Origin of the sequence: Streptomyces sp. CA-210063 (assembly GCF_024612015.1) — a bacterium.
Lineage (GTDB): Bacteria > Actinomycetota > Actinomycetes > Streptomycetales > Streptomycetaceae > Streptomyces.
The window spans coordinates 19452-37505 of record NZ_CP102512.1; the positions used below are offsets into that span (position 1 = coordinate 19452).

An 18054-nucleotide genomic window follows, 5' to 3' on the forward strand; every position below is an offset into this window, starting at 1 on the left:
GCCTTCGTCCGATCATGTGCTCCGACCAAGGATGCACGTGACCACGACGAAGGCCGTGAAGGTGAGTCTGCTGCCTGATCATGTTCCGGGGGAAGCGTTCGCGAAAGCGTCACGCTTCCGGGACGACTTATTCGACTGCCTGACCGCTCGCGGGGACGAACTGTTCGACCTCACGGATGCGCTGCTGTGTGCCGACGGGCCGGTGAAGGCGCCGGTGGATCTGACGCTGGTGGCTGAGCACCGGCGCGGGCACGGCGCGATGTACGACGCGCTGAACAACGGGATCGTCGACGTGCCCCGGCTGCGGCAGGTGCTGGCCGGCCTACCCATGCCGCAGGCAGCCGACGGGCGCCTGGTCCTCGCCGTCGACATCAGCAACTGGCTCCGCCCCGACCCGCCGACCAGCCCGGACCGCCTGTTCTGCCACGTCTACGGCCGCAACGGCCGCTCCAGCGATCAGATGATCCCGGGCTGGCCGTACTCCTTCGTCGCCGCCCTGGAGACGGGCCGCACGTCTTGGTGCCAACTGCTGGACGCGGTCCGCCTCGGTCCCGAGGACGACGTCGCCGAGGTCACCGCCGCCCAAGTCCGACGAGTGGTCGAAGACCTCATCGACATGGGCCGCTGGCACTTCGGCGACCGCGACATCCTCATCGTCTTCGACGCCGGATACGACGCCCCGCGCATGTCCCACCTCCTGGCCGGTCTGCCGGTGGAGGTCCTCGGCCGGATGCGTTCGGACCGGGTCATGCGCAAGCCGATCCCAGTCCCGTGGCTCTCCCCGCCGCAGGGCGGGCGGCCCCCGAAGCACGGCAAGGAGTTCCGCTTCGCCAAGCCGGACACCTGGGGCGAGCCGGACGCGGCAACCGTGCACGTCACCGACCGATATGGCACAGCCCGCGCGATGGCCTGGGACCGCATCCACCCCCGCCTGACCACCCGCTCCGCATGGATCGACCACACCGGCGAACTCCCCATCATCGAGGGCACGTTGATCCGCCTGAAGGTCGACCACCTGCCCGGCGGCGGCGAACCGTTCCCGGTCTGGCTGTGGTCGTCCGCCACCGGCCTGAGCGACGAGGACGTCGACGTGCGCTGGCAGGCGTTCCTGAGGAGATTCGACGTGGAGCACACCTTCCGCATGATCAAACAGACCCTGGGATGGACCCGGCCGAAGCTTCGTACCCCGGAGGCCGGCGACCGCTGGACCTGGCTGATCATCGCCGCCCACACCCAACTGCGACTCCTCCGCCGGGCCGCCGCCGACCTGCGGCACCCCTGGGAGAAACCCGCTGAGCCCGGCCGGCTCACCCCCGCCCGGGTCCGCCGCGGGTTCAGGAACCTCCGCCCTCACCTCACCTGCCCCGCCCGTGCACCCAAACCATCGCGGCCCGGGCCCGGACGGCCACTCGGCTCGAAGAACCGACGACTCGCCACCCGCTACGACGTAGGCAAAACCGTCAAACGACCCGAGAGCATCACCGAACGAAACCTACTCAGACCATAAAAGACAAGCTCAGGCCAGAGGCAATTGACCGAGCGGCCGGCTGCGGTCATTCTGCACCTCCAGCAGAGTGGCCACGTCCAGGCCCCGCGTGAAGACGGGACCGTCCCAGTACGTCGGGACCGCCACGGGTGTAAGGCACGCTTCGGTGCCATGGACGCGCGCGGCGTCGAAGAGGGCCTGCAGCATCTCCACGCCCGCCAGGTCGAGCGCGCCAAGGCGGGCATGCCACGTCTGGGTCTCCGGATCGTACGAGGCGATTTGGCGGAGCCTGTCGAGTTGCTTCTGCCATTGAGAATCGGCGGCCGGCGCTGTCCGGATGGTGGCCTCCAACACCCATGCGCTCTCAGGGGAGTTCGGCGAACTGGTCATGCAAGGGACGATAGACGTCGCCACTGACAACTCGCCCGGTCTGGTGAATCCCCTGCGGATGTACACCGACATGCGGCAGGTCCTCGATGAGGCCCCTCGCCGGAGCCGGCTCCGTCGGCCACGTAGACAGGCGGGTCCGCCACCACGGGGGGAGTGGCGGACCCGCCTGCGTCCACGGTGCCATACCTCTCCCAGGAGCGCTCGTAAGCCGGTGGATTGGACGGCGAGCACTGTCGCGTCTGTGTCCGTGTCTTCCACGCGTTGGTCTGCAGTCTCCGTCAACGTCCTTCCTGTAGTTGAGTCTGCTCCCGTGCGGTTACAGGAGTATCCGTGCGTACCTGTCGACGAGGAGTTCGAGGTAGTCGGCATGCGGGCCGATGAGGGCCGTGAGGTCGGCCGGGCTGTGGACGAACGTGATCTGTTCGAGCTCGGGGGCCTGGCCGACGGCGGTGGTGGTGGCGGAGACGACTGCGGCGAACCGCTCGTTGAGGACCGTCGCAGGCTGGGGCGGGGCCGCGAAGTGGATGCCGATGTTGCCGTAGTTTCCGCAGGTGACGGCCCACAGCGTCAGGTCGTCGGGGGCGGTGTCGACGCCGAGTTCTTCGAGAAGTTCGCGTGCTGCGTTGTGGCGCAGTGACGCGGTGTCCAGCGGCTGGCCGGCGTCGGGGGGCTCAACCGATCCGCCGGGCAGGTGCCAGCGGCCGGGGTGGGCGGTGGCGGTCGACATCTGGGCGACCAGCAGGGCTCCGTCGTCGGTGGGCTGGAGGACGTCGACGAACAGGGATGGCAGGGCGGTGGCGCTGGGCACCCGGCGCAGGGCGAAGTTGCGGTAGGTCACGCGAGCCCAGCCGAGGAGGAGTTCGTGCGGGTGGGGCTGGGTGAGGCTGGTGCAGGCGACGACGGGACCGTCGAAGAGGGCGGGGTTGCTGCTGGCCAGTTCGTCCCAGACGCGGTCTCGTGCCGCTCGGTGTTCGGCGGACAGCTGCGGCGGTGGCTCTTCGACGAGGCGGAGCTCGGTGGCCTCGATGACGTCAACGGGTGGGTGCGTTGAGGGTTGGGTCACCGCCGCAGGCTGTCACACAGGAGACCTTGTTCCCACGGGGGTGTCTGTTTCGTTAGAGAAGTCGACCCCTGCGTGGTGCTTCCTGACCGGGTGGTGGGTCAGAAGTGCTCGGCACACCAGAGTTCGTGTTCCGTGGTGCTCCGGATGAGGGTGGCTAGGCTCTGTTCGTCGGTGGCGCGGACTCCCGCCATGGAGGCGGCGGCGGTGCTGCGGTCGCCGCCGGCGTACCAGAGGGTGGCCTGGCGGCGGTTGACCGTGACCCGGGGCTCGGTGGTGGTGGGCTGGAGTTCGGCCGCGCCGTGCGCGATCTGCAGGAGTTAGCGGTCGGTGGTGCCGTTGCCCTGTTCGACGCCGATGGGGAGGGTGGTGTCCAGGTCGGCGGGCCAGCCGCGGAGCCGTACGGCTTCGGGTAGGTCGAGGATGCGCAGCATCCAGGGGTGCCAGGACTCGGTGGTGGCGTTGCCGTAGTGGTGGAGGCCGTTGAGGAGCAGTGGGTGGGGCGGGAGGCTGGTGCGCTGGAAGGTGATGGTGGGGATCCGGCTGTTGTGGCGGCCGAGGAAGGCGAGCATTGCGGAGGCTACGGTGTCGTCGGCGGCCCAGAAGTCGTGGACGTCCAGGTGTGCACCGTGCCTGTCATGTTGGCGGGTGGCCAGTGACAGGTAGCCGGCCGTGGGCTGGCTGGGGCGGTTGAACCGGTAGAAGGTCAGGTCGTGCTGGCGCTGCTTGTGGGCGGTCCACCAGGTGGGTCGCAGGAGCGTGCCGTTCCAGCGCGGGGCGAGGCGCCGCTGGAGTTCCTCGCTGTCCGGCGTGAGGCCGTGCTCGATGTCGAGGTCGCCGGGGGCGAAGTCGCGTTTGAGGGCGTCGGCTTGCACGGACCATGAGAACACCGGGACGGGTGCCTCCCAGCCCATGCGGCGGGCGTAGCCGTTGGAGGACGTCCACAGGCTGGCGAGTACCGCGCCTTGCTCCTGGAGGGGGCGGATGCGGTCGTTGAGCATGCGGACGGTCAGGCGGTCGCCGCGGTATTCGGGGGCGACGCATCCCGAGCCGAGGCAGGCGCTGGGGACCGGGCGGCCGCCGAAGTGCTGTGCGATGAGCATGCCCAGCCCGCCGGCGATGACGCTGCCGCCGTGGAGGGCGACGCGGATGTCGGCGTGCCCAGCCAGCTGGGTGACATCGTCGATGCGGCGCCCGAAGGCCCGGGTCGCGAGGGCGTCGTACTCGGTCAGGAGGTCCTCGTCCGCGGGGACGACGGTGATGGCCTCACCCATGAGTTGCTCCTAGTAGTTGGTGGTGTCGCGGACGGCGGCGGCGTCGGCCGGGACGAAGAAGGTCCGCTGGAAGACGATGACCCTTCGGCGGTCCTGGTTGAAGCCGCTGATCTTGCAAGTGACGACGCCGTACTCGGGGCGGCTCCGGGACTGCCGGGCTTCGGTGATCTCCGTCTGGGCGTAGAGGGTGTCGCCGACGAACACGGGGTGTTCCAGGCGCAATTCGTCTATCGCGAGGTTGGCGGTGGTCAGGCCGCTGATGCTGCGGACACTGGCGCCCATGACAATCCCGAGGGTGACCATGCCGCATACCAGCACCCGGTCCCTGTCGAGGTGCTCGCAGAACTCGATGTCGGAGTGGATCGGTGCCACGTTGCCGGTCAGGGCGAGGTTCAGGACGTGGTCGGTCTCGGTGACTGTCCGTCCGGGCCGGTGCTCGAAGACCTGGCCGACGACGAAGTCGGTTAGCCCGGCTCCGACGTTCTCGCGGAAGCGGCCCTTGCCGACCTCCCGGTAGCCCTGCGGGGTCGTGGTGGCGGTGCTGCTGTTCATGGGTGGCTCCTTCAGCTGCGGGAGGCGGGTGGACGCGGACGCGGCGGCCTGGTTGACGACGGCCTGGGCGGCGGCGACAAGGGGCGGGCCGACCATCTGGCCGCCGACGGTGGTCACGGCCGCCGAGGCTTGGTGGCCGGCGGCGACGACGGCCTGGGCTGCGGCGACCTCGTCTTCGGACGGGGTGAACGCCTGTGTGATGACGGGGATCTGCCGGGGGTGGACGGCTCCCTTGCCCTGGAAGCCGAGGGCCCGGGCGCGTTTGGCCTCCCGGCGGAGGCCCTCAAGGTCCTGGACGTCGAAGTAGGGGCTGTCGATCGCGGGGATGCCGGCGGTGCCGGCGTTGTTGGCCACGGCGGACCGCGCGTACAGCAGGGCCTCCCAGGTGCGGGCGCAGCCGGTGAGGGCGGCGTAGTCGGCCGCCCCGAACAGGAGGCCGCCGAGCCGGTCGGCGGTCACGATCGCGGGCAGCCGGTCGATGGCGCGCGGTGTTTCGATCAGTGCGTAGATGACGGGGGCGTGCTGGTCGGTGTCCAGAGCGCCGGCGACGACCTCGATGTCGCGGGCGGACTCCACCTTCGGGACCAGGACGATGCCCGGCTGGTGGGTGTAGCCGGTGATGGCTGCGAGGTCCCGTATGCCGTCGGCGGTGACGGGCGTGTTCACGCGCAGTCCCAGCGTCGCCCCGCCGTCCGCCGCCGGGTACAGGAAGCGGTCGGCGGTCGCCTGGGCGGTCGCCTTGTCGGCGGGGGCGACGGAGTCCTCCAGGTCCGCCAGGGCGACGTCGGCACCGTACGACTTGGCCTTCTCGAACCGGTCGGCGTTCAGCGCGGGGGTGATCAGCCAGGCCCTCAGTGGCTGCGGTGCGGGCCGGTTCACTGCTGCTCCTGCGCGGCGAGTTGCTGCTCGACCAGCGTGTTCAGGGCTCCGACGGTGGCGGCCTTGTTCAGGACGTCGTCGCCGAGGTGTACGCCGAGCCGCTCGGGCAGCAGTTCGGCGAGCGCGAGGGAGTCGAGGCCGGTGTCGTTGAGGCTGGCGTCCGGGCGCAGGTCGTCCTCGCTGATGCCCAGGTCCTCGACGAGGATCCGGACCAGCTGAGGGTTCGCCTTGTTCGTGGTCATGTGCGCTCCATGGCGGTGTCGTGGTGCGGGTGAGCGGCCGGTTTGAGGTCGGGCCAGGTGACGGTGGTGGCGCCCCAGGTCAGTCCGGCGCCGAACGCGGTCAGGCAGACGCGGTGCCCGGGCCGGAGGGTGCCGCCCGCGGACGCCTGGGCCAGGGCGAGTGGGATGGAGGCGGCACCGGTGTTGCCGACGTACTCGATGTTCTGCACCCGCCGGTCGGCGTCGATCGTGAGGTGGCGGCCGACAGCGGCGGTGATGCGGGCGTTGGCCTGGTGGGGGACGATCCGGTCGACGTCCGCGAGGCGCCAGCCCGCGAGCTGGACGGCTTGCCGGGTGACAGCGGACATCCGGTCGACGGCGTGCCGGAACAGGTTCGGGCCCTGCATCTTCATGTGCCCGCCGTGCGGGACGATGAGGAGGTCGCGGTGTGCGCCGTCGCTGCCGAGGACCATCGGTCCGAGCGCGCCGGGCTCGGTGGCGGTGCCGGAGCGGAGCACGACGGCGCCGGCGCCGTCGGCGAACAAGGGGCGGGTGGTGCGGTCGTCGGCGGCCGGGAGTTGGGACATGCGGTCCGCGCCGACGACCAGGACCGTGCGGGCCGTTTGGGTGGTGATGAGGCCGGCGGCGGCGGCCAGGGCGTACACGAAGCCGGTGCACACGGCGGCGACGTCGAAGGCGGCTACACCGGTCAGGCCGAGTCGGGCGGCCACCGACGGGGCGGTGGCCGGCATCAGGTGGTCGGGGGTGGTGGTGGCGAGCACCACGGCGTGGACGTCGTTGGTGCCGGAGGACTCCAGTGCCTGGGTGGCCGCGGCGACCGCCAGGTCCTCGGTGGACACCCCGGCGTCCGCGATGCGCCGCTCCCGGATCCCGGTCCGGGTGCGGATCCACTCGTCGGTCGTGTCCAGTTCGGCGCACAGCTCTTCGTTCGGCACCGCGCGGTGCGGGAGGACGGCACCGAGCCCGCAGATCACGGCGGCCGGGCCCGTCTGGGGGCTGGTCATACTCCCGCCCGGGTCTTCAGCTGGAGGGCGGTCTCGGCGATCAGGTCTTCCTGTCCGGCGACGACACCCCGCTGCCCGAGCGCGAAGAACAAGTCGACCGGATCGACCTGCTCGCGTTCGGCGACCTGAAGGACCGGCTTCTTGAAACCGGAGAACACCCCGGCCAGTCCGCTGACCAGGCTCACCGAGTCGATGACCGGAGGGGCGGGCATCAGCTGCTCATGGGCGATGTCCGCCGCGTGCAACAGGGACTTGAGGTCGATACCGGTGGCGTAGCCGAGACGCTCCAGGACCGCCACGACGACTTCCAGCTGGGTGTTGCCGGCACCGGCTCCGAAGCCGCGCGCGCAGCCGTCAATGACGGTGGCGCCTGCGGTGACCGCGGCAACCGAGTTGGCGACGGCCATGCCGAGGTTGTTGTGCCCGTGGAAGATGACGGGCACGTCGACCGCCGCGGCGATCGCGCTGATCCGCTGGGTCACGTCGGCCGGGAGGTAGTGGCCGGCGGAGTCCATAATGCCGATCGCCTGCGCTCCCCACCCGGCCATCAGGGCGCACTGCTCGGCGAGTTGGGCGGGGCTGGTCATGTGGCTCATGAGCAGCACGGCTTGCGCTTCCACGCCCATGTCCCGCAGCTCGACCAGGTGCCGTTCGGTGATATCGGCCTCGGTGCAGTGCGCGCCGATCCGGGCGACGTCCGCGCCGCGCGCGACCGCGTTGCGCAGGTCTTCGGAGGTTCCCCAGCCCGGGACCATGAAGACGCCCATCTTGCTGTGGGTGAGGGCGTCGCGGACGGTGCTGAGCATCTCGTCGTCGCTGAGGCGGGCCCGGCCGATTTGGAGCGACGACGCCCCTAAGCCGTTGCCGTGGCCGACCTCCACCACGGGGACGCCGGCCACGTCGGCGGCCGCCGCGTAGGCGCGTAACTGCGCGGCGTCGAGCTGGTGGCGTACGGCGTGGTGGCCGTCGCGCAGGGTCGGGTCGTAGATCAGGACCTGGGGAGTGTTGTTGTCGGTCGTGGATGTCATGTCGTTCACCGGGCTTTCGCGGTGGCGCGCTGCTCCGCCAGGAGCACGGCGGCGGCGTTGATGATGTGGAGGTTTCCTGCGTGGCGGGGAAGCCGTGCGCCCTGTGCCGTCACCTCGGCGGCGACCGTTGTCTTTTCGTCGGTGACGGTGCAGGAGGTGATCTCGAATCCCGGGACGGATGTCTGCACCATCGTCGCCGCGGTCTGGACGGCCGCGTGGACGCGTGATGGGTCCATGCCGGATGCCAGGACCGTCATCGCGACCCGGAACGGTGGCGGCGGGGTGGCCGGGCTGATGTTGACGAGGACTTTCGCGGTCTCGGCGCCGGTGAACGCGGCGATGGCGTTCTCGGTGGTGTCGATGTACTCGTCCAGGTTCAGGCGGGTCGCGCGTCCTGCGGTGGGGCTGGCCACGGTAATGACCAACTCGGTGTTGTGGAGTTGTCGGTGACCTGCAGGCCGCCTGCCGCGAAGAGGTTGTCGGAGGTCAGGAGTCCGTGAAGGAACGAGTCACGTGAGGCGGCCGGCAGAGGCGGGCGATCGCCGTCCGGGTCGATGTCATTGCAGCTGGCGATGCGCATCATCGCCGTCCCGACCTCAGCGGGTGAGAGCTCACCGCTGAGAGGCAGGAAGCCGAACGACTTGATCTCGGCGACAGGCCAGAGGTCGAAGCCGTCAGGTGCGTATATCTCCAGGACGGGCTGCATCACGATCACCCAGCGAAGTGTTCCGCATCCCGCGCCCCTACCGCCTTCCTATTCGCCGAGCACCTTCGTCTCGGCCACGGGAGCTGAGCACCTTCGCTTGTACCGTCCTGAACAGATGCGGGTGCACGCCGACACGGGCGGTTGAACCGGCGTCGACACCCAACGCGACCCTCGCCCAGGTGGGGCCAATCAACTCGTTCACGAAGAGCACCCAAGATCGATAATCAGGGCCAACGGACTCGTTCCCGTGGGGCCAATCGACTCGTTCGAAGCCAGGTATCGGTGCGCATCTCCCTGGAGCCTTGTTTGGTAACCAGCGTGGTCGTGACCGACGTCGTGCCGGCCGCACGCCAGACCCCGCAGGCCCTGCCGCGTACAGCGCTTCTCCGGTACACGGGGCAGACAGCGGCGCATGGCCAGTCCTAGTTTTCCGTTACTCCGCTTGCGGTAGGCGCAGCACCAGCGTGTCCTGCGTGTAGTGCAGGTCCGCTGCTGTTCGTCGTCGGCTACTCCAAGGGTCTGGCAGGAGCCGGAAGAGGTACTCGTCGAACCCGTCTTTGCTGAGCGCATCGGCGATCAGTGTGACCTCATGCTCGCTGCGGTCGCGGTGCACGGTTTCGAGCACCCATCCAGCGTCCACGCTGTTGAGGGCTTCCACGACGGGTGCAATCGTCTGAGCCGGTCGCTCGCGGCCCACTGCGGACAACAACTGGTAGGCATCCGCTTCCTGGGCTGCGGCACGCAGCGTGTCCGCCATGGTGACGATGTCGTGGGGAGAGCGGGTCCGTCCGGCCGTGCTGAGCAGTTGGAAGGCGTAGCTGGCGCCGGCCATTCTGCGCAGCCCGGCGGTCAGAGCGGCCACGTGGTCGGCGGTTCCGTGTTCTCCGGCGACGTCGAGTAGATCGAAGGCCATCTCATAGTCGTCGTCCGACTGCAGAAGGACGCGCAGGGAGCCGAGGAAGATCTCGGAGTCTTCCGTGGCCATCATCTGAAAGCTGGCCGGGATTTGCCTGACCTTGCGGAACATCTGGAGTACTTCCTGCGTCAGTTGTTCGGCGGTCTTCCCGTCCTTGGTGTCAGGGGTACTGGCTTCGCTCGGTTCAGGCTGGAGCGGCACGGTGAGCATGCCGGTGGCAGGGTTGTCCGGCAGGTTGTCCGCGTGCAGGTCCTGCGCCAGGCGTTCGAGGCGCTCGGCCCCGTCGTCCAGGTGCCGGGCTGCCTTGGCCAGCGCTTCGTCGATGTCGTCCGCGTCCGCGTCGGCGCTCTCCCGGCTCGTGGAGCGGGGGGTGAGGATGGTCTCGAAGGGGGAGTTGTCCGTTTGTCCGTTCTGGTGCCGCAGTCGTTCGAGTTCCTCGGTGAGGGCGCGGACCTGTTGTGCGGCCTGTTCGGCCAGGCGGTCGGCCCTGTTCCGCTCGGACCGGGCGCGCTCCAGTTCAGCCTCGGCCTTCTTGCGCTGGATCTCGCTGCGGGCGAGGCGTTCGCGGACCTTCTCCAGCAGGTCTGGCCGGCGCTCGTGGCGGCGCAACCGGTCGCGTTCGGCGGTCAAGGACGCAGTGTCACGGTGGAGTTTGTCCACCATGGTCAGCAGCACCACCACCATCCGGTTGGCGTTGCCCCGTTCGCGTTCCAGGTCGGCGGCCCGTTCCCAGGCCCGAAGCAGCCTGTCGTGCACGTCCAGGGTCTGTCGCTGGACCTGCACCAGTTCCTCGACGAGTTCCGCACGGCCATTCGGTTCGGCCGGGTGAGGGGATAACGGGTCGGTGCCGGGCCCGGGACGAAGGACGCCTTGGCCGGCCATGAGAGCGCTGGCCTCCTTCAGCCAGCGTTCCCGCTCGGTGGCGTCGCGGGAGCACACGTCCGCGACCGCCTGGACGAAGTCCTCTGTGAGGTTCACTCCGGCCAGTCGCTCGGCGGCCGTTGTCCGCCTGGGGACTCGGCCGTGGCGGAAATGCTCGGCGGTCAGCTGAGCCCGGAGGCCGTCGATCGTCATGCCTGCAGCATCCATCCAACTTCGCAGCAGTAGTGCTGTCTGGTTGGCCTGCGCGGTGGCGCCCTTCAACGGCCCCCAGGGCCGGGTGCGTCGGCTTCGGTCAGCCAACTTGCTGCTCCCCTACTCGTCACGGACAACCGAACCCCGTCCGGTCTTGTCCTGGCGTGGGGCCGGACAAGTCGACGCGCTCCGGGCGGACGTCGCACCGTGGTTCCCACACCCAGTGCCGCGACGGAACACCGCGGCCCGGGCCTGCCATTCGTACGCACGTTCTGGAGACCTTACCGATGCCCGATCTTCTTCAGCACGCCGTTCGCATGATGCTGAACGGACTCCTGACCGAACTGCCCGCCCAGTTGCTCACCGCTGCGGTTGCGGCGGCTGTGGCGGCCTGGTGGCGCGCCCACCGGCAACGCCGGGTGACACCGCCCGCCCGGGAGGTGCCTCCCGCCACCGACCAGTGAGGGCACGCGGCTCGGCCGCGCGGGCTTCAGGCTCTTACGCAAGCGGGTACTACTCGCCTGAGCTGGCTGGCCGAGTTCCGGCTACTTCAGCAGCTGGAAGCAGGGCTGCTGAGCCCATGCCCTGAGGAACTCCGCCGAACCGTACGCAGTGGGCCATGGATCGGTCACCACGGCGATAACGCCGGGGAGGCCGGCCACGACGGGCACCTGGTCCTGCCTTACTGATCGTTTCAGAATGAGTTCAGCTGTGGGTCTTGCGCTCCATGATCTTGGTCGGCAGGGTGTCCGGGGTGCGTGCTGATCTTGTTCCGGATGACCTGTGGGAGCGGGTGGCCCCGCTTCTGCCGCCCGAGACCGCACGGCGCCATCGCTACCCGGGTCGCCTGCGTGTTCCCGACCGGGCCGCCCTCGCGGGCGTCATGTACGTGTTGCGGACCGGTGTCGCCTGGCGTGATGTCCCTGCCGAGACCGTGGGCTGCTCCGGGGTGACGGCATGGCGCCGGCTGCGAGACTGGACCGAGGCCGGTGTCTGGCCGTGCCTGCACGCCGCCCTACTCACCGAACTACGCCGCGCTGGCCTTCTCGGCTTGGACGACTGCGCCGTGGACGGGTCGCATGTCCGGGCCCTGAAAGGGGGGATCACGTCGGCCCCTCGCCCGTCGACCGCGCCCGTCCCGGCTCCAAACACCATCTAATCGTCGACCGCCACGGCACCCCGCTCGCCGTCACGCTCACCGGCGGGAACCGACATGGCGTCACCCAGTTGCTGCCGCTGCTGGACGCCGTCCCAGCGATTCGGGGCCTACGAGGACGCCCCCGCCGCAAGCCCCGACGCCTGTACGCCGACCGGGGCTACGACTTCGACAAGTACCGCCGTCTGCTGTGGAAGCGCGGCATCAAGCCGGTGATCGCCCGACGCGGCGTCGCGCACGGCTCCGGACTGGGCAAGGTGCGCTGGGTGGTCGAGCCCGCCTTCGCCTGGCTGCACCAGTTCAAGCGGCTCCGCATCCGCTACGAACGACGCGCAGATCTCCACCAGGGCCTGCTCGAACTGGCCTGCTGCCTCATATGTCTTCGCCGCCTCCGAACTTCATTCTGAAAGATCAGTAAGGGGCGGCGACGCACCGGAGTCGGTAGGAGGGTGGCGAAGTCGGGTTCCTGCCCTTCCGAGCTGAACTCAGGTGAGGTCGAAGGTGACGCTCACCGAGCCGTCCCAGTCCGGTGCCTCCATAAGCGTGAGGGTTCCATCCTCGGCCTCGACGACTCGCACCGTGATCCCGCCGCGGTCCTCACCGGGAAACGCAATGGAGAAGTGGGGGTCCATCTCCATGAGGAAGTCCCAGCCCTCGCGTTGGGTCGTGTCAAGGGCGCTGGCATGCCGCCCGGTTGCCTGCCACTTGCCGACCGCGTCGACAGTGACGGTGATGTCGATGTCGATGTCGTACATCTCAAGGCAAGTCGAGTGATTGGCCCACCATTCGAGGCGGCCCTGACCCACGAATCGATCCATGAGCACACTATGCACAGTGGCTAGGCCGACCGGATGAGCCTGCACGGCTGCCGGCCGTCGTGGGTCAGGCCGTGAGACAGAACTGCATGGGGCAGACCGGACAGGCCCTCGCCTCATCCGGCGGCGCCCCATACGCTCGCGACCTCATTCTGAAACCATCAGTAGCGCGCGAAGGGCGCCCGCGGAGGGAACTCGCACCTGGTCGGTGCCCGGCAAGGTCGACGCCCTCGATGGCGTCAGCCGCTGCGGTACGGAGCAGCCCAGCGCCGCGTGGGACTACCTCGCCTCGGTAGTCCCCTGAGCCGGTCCCCGCCCCGTCTCCCGGCCCTCTCCGCCGCGTTGGGTACGTCCTGCTTGCTTTGTGGGCTCACCCCGACCTAATATCGTCATCGTGACGATAATCGCCCAGTGGTCCCCGCTCCCTGCAGGCATTGACTCCAGGGGCTTCGAGTCCCTCCACGGACTCGAAGCGCACAAGTACGTGGCCCGCGGTCCCGCCGTCCACCTCAATGCGCTGCCCGCGGCCGTTCCGGGCTGTGGGGCCCACGGCCACGTTGGGATCGACGACGGCCTCAGCACGGAGAAGTGATCATGTTCGAAATGCCGGTAAATCCCTTTGAGCTCTCCGAAGAAGCGCTGAGCCGAATATCTGCCGATGACTCATGGACCCCGATCGAATCGGAGATCCCAAAGGCCAACGCCAAGGTGATTCGCCATTTCCTCACTCCGGCCGAAGTGGAGGCATTCGCGACCGAACTGGCCGCCCAGTGCTTTGCCCCGGTGGGCCGAGACGGCATTGCCGCCAACTATGCAGAGGGAGATCCGGTCGCTCATCTCCGCGCCACGGCCGAATCCACATCCCTGGCGGCAGAATTCTACCGCAGGCTGCGGACGCTTCTATCGCTTGAAGTGGGATCGGACGATCCGACGGATTCGGATGGAAGGCCCTGGAGGCCGGCGGCCGTCAATCCGCGTATGCGCTTCATCACGTACGAACACGGCGGATTCATTGTCCCGCACTACGATTCGCCCTATTTCGCCCCCGACGGAAGACGCACTCTCCTGACGGTCGTCGTCTACCTGTCGTATGAGGCCGTGGGCGGAGAAACGCGGTTCATCGCCGATAAGCAGAACGATCTTCCCTTTGCGCAACGTGACTTCTCTGACTGGCCGCGGCTCGCGAAGCCTGAGGAAATATTGAGTGCCCACCGCCCCGAACCGGGCGATGCGCTCCTCTTCTGGCATCGGACGCTTCACGACTCGGCCCCGCTTCTTGAGGGTACGAAGACAATACTCAGAACCGACGTGCTCTACGAGCCCGTAGATGTGCCTTGAGCAGCGGCAAGGCCACCGTCGCGTTGTCCCTCACCCCGGAGACCGACGTCCGGCACGCCGTGATCGCCCACCTCCGGGCCGGGCGGCATCGGGCCCTGCCCGCGGCCGGGCATCGAATCCACTCGCACCGAACGGCAGGGAGAGCAGCATGACCAACGGGAGGATCCACACCGACTGGGTGGAGACGGTGTCTCAGGACGGCCTGCACCTGATGCAGACGCGCTTGGAGGTGAGAGTTCCTACGTCTGAGGGTCGCAAGTTCATCACCTGCGGTCTGGCCCGGAAGACGTACGTGGTGAAAGACGGTATTGCCTGTCGGGTTTCGTCCTACGCACTCGGCCGCGACCTGGGCAGCCCGGGCAACTACGATTTCGAGATCGCTTCTGCGACGGGGGGCCCTCCGATCCGGAGGTTCTTCAACTGGGACGGCGTGCCGGCCGAGATACGCGAGGGCGCTCTGTTCGACGCGCATGAGGGGCTTGACGATGGCGAGTACATCGTCCGGATCGCGGCGGGAATGACGACCAGCTGGGACAGCGGGACGGGACAGAGCAGCGAGCTCCCTGTCCCGTGCCACGAGCTCGCATTCGGCGTGGCGGGATCCGCACCGCAGGAGGTGCGCGCGAGTACCGGCGGCCCGCGGGCGGCGCGGCCCTCCGTGGAGATCCCCGTGGTCGATTGGCGCGATCAGCCCACGGCGGAGGCGGCATGGGAGGCCTACCTGAACGGGAACAGAATCAGTCTGGATGCCTACGGGATCTTCTCTCCGCAGCATCTGATGAGGAATCAACGGGATACCGCTCTGGAGATTCTCCGGAGCGAGGGCTACGCCATACCGCGGACCCCGGAACCCGCCGAGACGCCTGGGACCTGGCTGGGCCACTGGGGTGGAGCATGGATGCCGGCCGATGTGCTCGCGGCCCTTCACACCGTGCCGGACGACACCGCGCAACGTGCGTGGTATCAGGGAGCGAAGGAATCCCTGGACATCGCATGGGATATGCACCTCCTGTGGACCACCGACGTGTTCTGACCGGGCCCGCGCTCCGTCCATGACCACCGTGGCGGGCCGTCGGCAGTCACCCTGCACCGAGGTGCCGAGTACCGGCCGCGGCCCGGTCCGCCTCCGGCCTGACTGCCGGTCGCGGCCCGGGCGAGGATGTACGGCAGCACCAGAAGGTGCGCCCGCGAGGTTGCGCCAGCGCGGCATCCGCCACCGCATCGCCCGCAGGGGAATCGAGTCCTCGCAGCGGCTCGGACGCCACCGCTGGACCATAGAACGACCATGGCCTGGCTCGCCGGCTACCGCCGACTCCACCGCCGCGACGAACGCAAGGCCGAACGCTTCCTCGCCTTCACCAGCCCGGCCCCCGCACCCTCATCTGCTACCGCAGACTCGCCAAATGAGATGACCTCTTAGCGTGTTACCGCAGGTGGCGGGGGTTGGGGAGCGAGTCTGTAAGGGCTCTAGCTCTGTGAACTCTGCCCCGATTTGGGTGGTTGTCCGGCGAAAGCCCCTCGCGGCAACGGAGTTCCCCATAGACAGGAGATCGACCAAGATCCTTCTGTCGCACGAGGAACTCCGTTGGATGCTCAGTGTCGCACCCTGCCCGCAACAACCAGGCAGCATGACCGGATACGGCGACGGACCGGCCGTAAGCGGTATCTGTCGGCTTCGAGGCGACGGGCCAGGGCGCCGGTGTCGGTGCTGTCCCGAGCTGTCCTCCCGACGGTGGTGGAAGGGACGGCCGCGTCAGCGCCGCTGGAAGGCGCGGTTCAGGACGTCGAGGGTGACCGCCAGCCCGAGCCGGTGCCCGTGCTCGGAGGCGAAGCGGTAATGCACGCCGGCCCAGATTCGCGCCTCCAGGAGTTCGGCTGTCGCCGCCTGAAGGCTGTCGTAGTGGCGGGTCGTGCCGGAGGCGGGGCTGTACGCGGCGAACGTGAGGTCGTCACGGCCGAAGAACGACCCCAGGGCCGTCATGACCGCCGTGGTGAAGCAGGCGTGGCCCGACGGGTACTCCGGCGACGGGGCGGTGACCCGCAGCGGCGTCCAGTCCGGGTCGGGATCGGTGGCCGCGTTGCCGTCGGTGCCGGCGAGCGGAATGGCCGTCACTGGGCGCCAGAAGTTCCAGTGCGCCTTGGCCTTGTAGCAGGCGATCAGGGTGTCGGCGGAAGCCACGTACACCATGGCGAGCAGCCGGGCCGTCCGGAGGCTGCTGAGGCGGTGCGCGCCGGCCAGTTGCCGGGTGATCGACCATTCGACCATCCGGGGGTCGTCCCACCAGATCGCCGCCTCGGTCTGGTCCTCGGTGCGGACGGTGCTGGTGGCCGCGCCGAGGCTCTTGACCTCGTTCAGGTCGCGGGCCCAGGCGGCGCCGGTCAGGGCCGGCGGGGGCTTGACCCGGTAGGCGCCGGCGTCGGGGACGACGAACGGCTTCAGATTCGGCACCCAGGCGCCGACGTTGACGTAGCCGGGCGGGGTGAGCCGGTAATCGCCCGGCTCGGTGCCGACGGTCCACGGCGCGGTGGGGTCGAAGCCGTCGTCACGGCGGCTCTCGGTCATCGCCGCGGCGGCGGCCCTGCCGACGGCCACCCCGCCGTCCTCGGCGCGGCCGTCGGGGATCGCGGCCAGCGCCTCGTCGTACCGGGCGTTCAGCGACTCGGCCTGCCCGGGGAAGAGCCACAGCAGCGTGTCGTGGGCGGCCGCGGCCACCGCCGCGGCGGTGGAGTCCCCGGGGCGGCTGCGGGGCGCGCTGACCAGGGGCTCGTACGGACGGCCGGCGACGGCGTTGACCGCGTCGTACACGGCGCCCTGCACGATGGCGAAGCTGCGGGTGCTGGTGGTGGGCGACTGCTTGGCGGTGTCGTAGATGGCGGTCTGGGCGTGGATGTTCCAGGCGATGACGGGATTGCCCGGGGCAGCCTCCACGCCGCTGTGTGCCTCGGCAGTGGTGGCCGTCAGCGGGACGGTCAGGGCGAGTACGGTGAGGACCGCGATACGGCGTAACCCTCTGAATGATCCGGCGAGCGGGCGTTGTGTCACGAGACCCCCATGGGCTTGTCGGTGACAGATTGTCCGACCCTATAGGCGGGGGTCAGTTTTGTCGTTACATCGACAATCCGACGGGGTTCACACCCGGATGTCCGTCACCTCGGCGACGAATGCGCGGGCTCCGGCCGGGAGCACTCGGCCGGGCGTTGTCACGTTGTTGGGTGGGTAGGGCCTGACGGTGTGTCGAGGCATGGTTCAGTCGGGCCCCGGGCCTGTTGCTCAGGCCGCTTCGGGCCGGCCGGTGATGTGGTCCCAGATGGCGAAGCGGATGATCATCTCGGTTCGGTAGCCGGGAGCGGTCATCAGGTGGCGGCGGGGTCGGAAAGTGGGGTGAGATGCCGCTGAACGCGGACAGGAACCGCTGGGCTGCGCCGGTACTGCGGAAGCCTTTCATCGCCCGTTCGCGCTGCCGGGTCGGTTGGTGGCTGTTCTCGGCCCGGTTGTTCAGGCCCTTGTGGGAGCGGTGCTCGACGGAGGCCATGACCTCGCGGTGGGCCGCGCCGTAGGAGCGGAGCTTGTCCGTGACGATCACCCGGGGCACCGCACCCGTCTTCTTGAGAAGGCGACGAAAGAAGCGCCTGGCCGCGGCCTTGTCGCGGCGGTTCTGCACGAGGATGTCCAGCACCATCCCGTCCCGGTCGACGGCCCGCCACAGGTAGCGGCTCCGCCCGTTGATCTTGACGAAGACTTCGTCCAGGTGCCACTTGTCACCGAGCCGGGGCTGTCGGCGGCGCAGCGCGTTGGCGTACTGCTGCCCGAACTTCAGACACCACTGCCGGATGGTCTCGTAGGAGACGCACACGCCGCGCTCCAGCATGAGCTCCTCGACCTCGCGGAAGCTGAGCGGGAAGCGGTGGTACAGCCACACACAGTGGGAGATGACCTCGACCGGATACCGGTGCCCCTTGTTCGACGGCGACCCGCTCTCCATAAACTCCCCTCCGGCATGATCAACCCGAAGATCATCCCATCCGGTCAACCAACGTGACAGCGCCCCGCTGATCCTTGCGCGGCACCGACGCGAACACATCAGCGACGAATAACGCCAACTTCGCCCGAGCACGGTTCACTTCATGTGCGTC

19 protein-coding genes and 2 pseudogenes are annotated in these 18054 nt (G+C 68.7%); 7 read left to right on the forward strand and 14 right to left on the reverse strand.

What is annotated here, in order from left to right:
- Window positions 1-61 precede the first annotated feature (61 nt).
- Window positions 62-1507: an NF041680 family putative transposase gene (locus tag JIX56_RS00075; protein WP_306819933.1), complete on the forward strand. Its 1446-nt coding sequence runs from the start codon at window positions 62-64 to the stop codon at window positions 1505-1507.
- A gap of 9 nt (window positions 1508-1516) precedes the next feature.
- Here JIX56_RS00075 and JIX56_RS00080 read toward each other — a convergent pair whose 3' ends face one another.
- The 10 genes from JIX56_RS00080 to JIX56_RS00125 all read right to left on the reverse strand — a co-directional run bounded on the left by JIX56_RS00080 (window position 1517) and on the right by JIX56_RS00125 (window position 10611).
- Window positions 1517-1876 (reverse strand): hypothetical protein, encoded by a 360-nt coding sequence (locus JIX56_RS00080; RefSeq protein ID WP_257536696.1) that lies wholly within the window; start codon window positions 1874-1876, stop codon window positions 1517-1519.
- Window positions 1877-2192: 316 nt separating this feature from the next.
- Window positions 2193-2939 (reverse strand): NUDIX hydrolase, encoded by a 747-nt coding sequence (locus JIX56_RS00085; protein ID WP_257536697.1) that lies wholly within the window; start codon window positions 2937-2939, stop codon window positions 2193-2195.
- A 317-nt stretch (window positions 2940-3256) separates the two neighbouring features.
- Window positions 3257-4210, reverse strand: a complete 954-nt coding sequence (locus JIX56_RS00090) for a GNAT family N-acetyltransferase (RefSeq protein ID WP_257536698.1) — start codon at window positions 4208-4210, stop codon at window positions 3257-3259.
- 9 nt (window positions 4211-4219) lie between these two features.
- Window positions 4220-5641, reverse strand: coding sequence for an aldolase/citrate lyase family protein (locus JIX56_RS00095; protein WP_257536699.1), 1422 nt, complete (start codon window positions 5639-5641; stop codon window positions 4220-4222).
- The gene (locus JIX56_RS00100; RefSeq protein ID WP_257536700.1) at window positions 5638-5883 is read right to left on the reverse strand and encodes an acyl carrier protein; all 246 of its coding nucleotides are present in this window, start codon (window positions 5881-5883) and stop codon (window positions 5638-5640) included. Before JIX56_RS00100 ends, JIX56_RS00095 begins: the two co-directional genes overlap by 4 nt.
- On the reverse strand, window positions 5880-6887 hold the full coding sequence (locus JIX56_RS00105; protein WP_257536701.1) for a beta-ketoacyl-ACP synthase III: 1008 nt from the start codon (window positions 6885-6887) through the stop codon (window positions 5880-5882). The genes JIX56_RS00100 and JIX56_RS00105 overlap by 4 nt, the downstream gene beginning before the upstream one ends.
- The gene (gene dmpG / locus JIX56_RS00110) at window positions 6884-7915 is read right to left on the reverse strand and encodes a 4-hydroxy-2-oxovalerate aldolase (RefSeq protein WP_257536702.1); all 1032 of its coding nucleotides are present in this window, start codon (window positions 7913-7915) and stop codon (window positions 6884-6886) included. Before dmpG ends, JIX56_RS00105 begins: the two co-directional genes overlap by 4 nt.
- A gap of 5 nt (window positions 7916-7920) precedes the next feature.
- Entirely contained in the window at window positions 7921-8328 is a 408-nt protein-coding gene (locus tag JIX56_RS00115; RefSeq protein WP_257536703.1) for a hypothetical protein, read from the reverse strand.
- A complete protein-coding gene (locus JIX56_RS00120; protein WP_257536704.1) occupies window positions 8292-8630 on the reverse strand; it encodes a hypothetical protein in 339 nt (112 codons plus the stop codon). Before JIX56_RS00120 ends, JIX56_RS00115 begins: the two co-directional genes overlap by 37 nt.
- Before the next feature lie 424 nt (window positions 8631-9054).
- Window positions 9055-10611 (reverse strand): hypothetical protein, encoded by a 1557-nt coding sequence (locus JIX56_RS00125; protein ID WP_257536705.1) that lies wholly within the window; start codon window positions 10609-10611, stop codon window positions 9055-9057.
- Window positions 10612-10898: 287 nt separating this feature from the next.
- On the opposite strand from JIX56_RS00125, the gene JIX56_RS00130 reads away from it, so the two are divergent.
- Entirely contained in the window at window positions 10899-11075 is a 177-nt protein-coding gene (locus tag JIX56_RS00130; RefSeq protein ID WP_257536706.1) for a hypothetical protein, read from the forward strand.
- A gap of 81 nt (window positions 11076-11156) precedes the next feature.
- Here the strand turns inward: JIX56_RS00130 and JIX56_RS47880 are convergent, their stop codons facing one another.
- Window positions 11157-11435, reverse strand: coding sequence for a DUF6368 family protein (locus tag JIX56_RS47880; protein ID WP_443031717.1), 279 nt, complete (start codon window positions 11433-11435; stop codon window positions 11157-11159).
- Here JIX56_RS47880 and JIX56_RS00135 point away from each other — a divergent pair.
- A protein-coding gene (locus JIX56_RS00135) for an IS5 family transposase (RefSeq protein ID WP_257550678.1) occupies window positions 11366-12174 on the forward strand; the annotation gives its coding sequence in 2 pieces (ribosomal slippage) (window positions 11366-11705 and window positions 11705-12174; 810 coding nt in all). The two genes, JIX56_RS47880 and JIX56_RS00135, sit on opposite strands and share 70 nt — an antisense overlap.
- Before the next feature lie 78 nt (window positions 12175-12252).
- Here JIX56_RS00135 and JIX56_RS00140 read toward each other — a convergent pair.
- Complete coding sequence (locus JIX56_RS00140) at window positions 12253-12522, reverse strand: hypothetical protein (RefSeq protein WP_257536707.1); 270 nt, start codon at window positions 12520-12522, stop codon at window positions 12253-12255.
- Window positions 12523-12976: 454 nt separating this feature from the next.
- On the opposite strand from JIX56_RS00140, the gene JIX56_RS00145 reads away from it, so the two are divergent.
- The 4 genes and pseudogenes from JIX56_RS00145 to JIX56_RS00160 all read left to right on the forward strand — a co-directional run.
- On the forward strand, window positions 12977-13174 hold the full coding sequence (locus tag JIX56_RS00145; protein WP_257536708.1) for a hypothetical protein: 198 nt from the start codon (window positions 12977-12979) through the stop codon (window positions 13172-13174).
- Window positions 13175-13176: 2 nt separating this feature from the next.
- A complete protein-coding gene (locus JIX56_RS00150; protein WP_244172650.1) occupies window positions 13177-13920 on the forward strand; it encodes a 2OG-Fe(II) oxygenase in 744 nt (247 codons plus the stop codon).
- A gap of 148 nt (window positions 13921-14068) precedes the next feature.
- Window positions 14069-14953 (forward strand): hypothetical protein, encoded by an 885-nt coding sequence (locus tag JIX56_RS00155; RefSeq protein ID WP_257536709.1) that lies wholly within the window; start codon window positions 14069-14071, stop codon window positions 14951-14953.
- A 163-nt stretch (window positions 14954-15116) separates the two neighbouring features.
- A pseudogene (locus tag JIX56_RS00160) lies at window positions 15117-15327 on the forward strand (IS5/IS1182 family transposase); the annotation flags it as partial.
- Between the two features lie 346 nt (window positions 15328-15673).
- On the opposite strand, the gene JIX56_RS00165 reads toward JIX56_RS00160, so the two are convergent.
- Together JIX56_RS00165 and JIX56_RS00170 are read right to left on the reverse strand one after the other, a co-directional pair.
- Complete coding sequence (locus JIX56_RS00165) at window positions 15674-16963, reverse strand: vanadium-dependent haloperoxidase (RefSeq protein WP_257536710.1); 1290 nt, start codon at window positions 16961-16963, stop codon at window positions 15674-15676.
- Window positions 16964-17191: 228 nt separating this feature from the next.
- Window positions 17192-17903 (reverse strand): annotated as a pseudogene (locus JIX56_RS00170) (IS6 family transposase).
- Between the last annotated feature and the right edge of the window lie 151 nt (window positions 17904-18054).